The sequence below is a fragment of the Pseudomonas sp. GD04058 genome (assembly GCF_029836855.1).
In the GTDB taxonomy this organism is placed as follows: domain Bacteria; phylum Pseudomonadota; class Gammaproteobacteria; order Pseudomonadales; family Pseudomonadaceae; genus Aquipseudomonas; species Aquipseudomonas bharatica.
Genome location: NZ_JAOECN010000083.1, coordinates 1 through 3,069, shown reverse-complemented (window position 1 = coordinate 3,069; position 3,069 = coordinate 1). Strand labels below are relative to the sequence as shown.

The window sequence follows — 3,069 nt, the reverse complement described above, 5'->3', positions numbered from 1 at the left end:
CGTTCTTTAAAAATTTGGGTATGTGATAGAAATAGACTGAACGACACTTTCACTGGTGTTGATTCAGGCTAAGGTAAAATTTGTGAGTTTTTGTCATGAATTTTCGGCGAATGTCGTCTTCACAGTATAACCAGATTGCTTGGGGTTATATGGTCAAGTGAAGAAGCGCATACGGTGGATGCCTTGGCAGTCAGAGGCGATGAAAGACGTGGTAGCCTGCGATAAGCTTTGGGGAGTCGGCAAACAGACTGTGATCCAGAGATCTCTGAATGGGGGAACCCACTCAGCACAAGCTGAGTATCTTGTACTGAATACATAGGTACATGAGGCGAACCAGGGGAACTGAAACATCTAAGTACCCTGAGGAAAAGAAATCAACCGAGATTCCCTTAGTAGTGGCGAGCGAACGGGGACTAGCCCTTAAGTTGACTTGAGATTAGTGGAAGGCTCTGGAAAGTGCCGCCATAGTGGGTGATAGCCCCGTACACGAAAATCTCTTGTCAATGAAATCGAGTAGGACGGAGCACGAGAAACTTTGTCTGAATATGGGGGGACCATCCTCCAAGGCTAAATACTACTGACTGACCGATAGTGAACCAGTACCGTGAGGGAAAGGCGAAAAGAACCCCGGAGAGGGGAGTGAAATAGAACCTGAAACCGTATGCGTACAAGCAGTGGGAGCCTACTTTGTTAGGTGACTGCGTACCTTTTGTATAATGGGTCAGCGACTTATATTCAGTGGCGAGCTTAACCGAATAGGGGAGGCGTAGCGAAAGCGAGTCTTAATAGGGCGTTTAGTCGCTGGGTATAGACCCGAAACCGGGCGATCTATCCATGGGCAGGTTGAAGGTTAGGTAACACTGACTGGAGGACCGAACCGACTACCGTTGAAAAGTTAGCGGATGACCTGTGGATCGGAGTGAAAGGCTAATCAAGCTCGGAGATAGCTGGTTCTCCTCGAAAGCTATTTAGGTAGCGCCTCATGTATCACTCCAGGGGGTAGAGCACTGTTTCGGCTAGGGGGTCATCCCGACTTACCAAACCGATGCAAACTCCGAATACCTGGAAGTGCCGAGCATGGGAGACACACGGCGGGTGCTAACGTCCGTCGTGAAAAGGGAAACAACCCAGACCGTCAGCTAAGGTCCCAAAGTCATGGTTAAGTGGGAAACGATGTGGGAAGGCTTAGACAGCTAGGAGGTTGGCTTAGAAGCAGCCACCCTTTAAAGAAAGCGTAATAGCTCACTAGTCGAGTCGGCCTGCGCGGAAGATGTAACGGGGCTCAAACCATGCACCGAAGCTACGGGTATCACTTAGGTGATGCGGTAGAGGAGCGTTCTGTAAGCCTGTGAAGGTGAGTTGAGAAGCTTGCTGGAGGTATCAGAAGTGCGAATGCTGACATGAGTAACGACAATGGGAGTGAAAAACTCCCACGCCGAAAGACCAAGGTTTCCTGCGCAACGTTAATCGACGCAGGGTTAGTCGGTCCCTAAGGCGAGGCTGAAAAGCGTAGTCGATGGAAAACAGGTTAATATTCCTGTACTTCCGGTTATTGCGATGGAGGGACGGAGAAGGCTAGGCCAGCTTGGCGTTGGTTGTCCAAGTTTAAGGTGGTAGGCTGGAATCTTAGGTAAATCCGGGATTTCAAGGCCGAGAGCTGATGACGAGTTGCCTTTAGGCGACGAAGTGGTTGATGCCATGCTTCCAAGAAAAGCTTCTAAGCTTCAGATAACCGGGAACCGTACCCCAAACCGACACAGGTGGTTGGGTAGAGAATACCAAGGCGCTTGAGAGAACTCGGGTGAAGGAACTAGGCAAAATGGCACCGTAACTTCGGGAGAAGGTGCGCCGGCGAGGGTGAAGGACTTGCTCCGTAAGCCCATGTCGGTCGAAGATACCAGGCCGCTGCGACTGTTTATTAAAAACACAGCACTCTGCAAACACGAAAGTGGACGTATAGGGTGTGACGCCTGCCCGGTGCCGGAAGGTTAATTGATGGGGTTAGCTAACGCGAAGCTCTTGATCGAAGCCCCGGTAAACGGCGGCCGTAACTATAACGGTCCTAAGGTAGCGAAATTCCTTGTCGGGTAAGTTCCGACCTGCACGAATGGCGTAACGATGGCGGCGCTGTCTCCACCCGAGACTCAGTGAAATTGAAATCGCTGTGAAGATGCAGTGTATCCGCGGCTAGACGGAAAGACCCCGTGAACCTTTACTATAGCTTTGCACTGGACTTTGAATTTGCTTGTGTAGGATAGGTGGGAGGCTTTGAAGCGTGGACGCCAGTTCGCGTGGAGCCATCCTTGAAATACCACCCTGGCAACTTTGAGGTTCTAACTCAGGTCCGTCATCCGGATCGAGGACAGTGTATGGTGGGTAGTTTGACTGGGGCGGTCTCCTCCTAAAGAGTAACGGAGGAGTACGAAGGTGCGCTCAGACCGGTCGGAAATCGGTCGCAGAGTATAAAGGCAAAAGCGCGCTTGACTGCGAGACAGACACGTCGAGCAGGTACGAAAGTAGGTCTTAGTGATCCGGTGGTTCTGTATGGAAGGGCCATCGCTCAACGGATAAAAGGTACTCCGGGGATAACAGGCTGATACCGCCCAAGAGTTCATATCGACGGCGGTGTTTGGCACCTCGATGTCGGCTCATCACATCCTGGGGCTGAAGCCGGTCCCAAGGGTATGGCTGTTCGCCATTTAAAGTGGTACGCGAGCTGGGTTTAGAACGTCGTGAGACAGTTCGGTCCCTATCTGCCGTGGACGTTTGAGATTTGAGAGGGGCTGCTCCTAGTACGAGAGGACCGGAGTGGACGAACCTCTGGTGTTCCGGTTGTCACGCCAGTGGCATTGCCGGGTAGCTATGTTCGGAAGAGATAACCGCTGAAAGCATCTAAGCGGGAAACTTGCCTCAAGATGAGATCTCACTGGAGCCTTGAGCTCCCTGAAGGGCCGTCGAAGACTACGACGTTGATAGGTTGGGTGTGTAAGCGCTGTGAGGCGTTGAGCTAACCAATACTAATTGCCCGTGAGGCTTGACCATATAACACCCAAGCAATCTGCGCTGAGA

Annotated in this window: 1 rRNA gene; it reads left to right on the top strand. The window is 51.5% G+C overall.

The window, feature by feature from the left end:
• Nucleotides 1-151: 151 nt before the first annotated feature.
• Nucleotides 152-3,042: ribosomal RNA gene (locus N7650_RS27790) — 23S ribosomal RNA — on the top strand.
• Nucleotides 3,043-3,069: the final 27 nt, after the last annotated feature.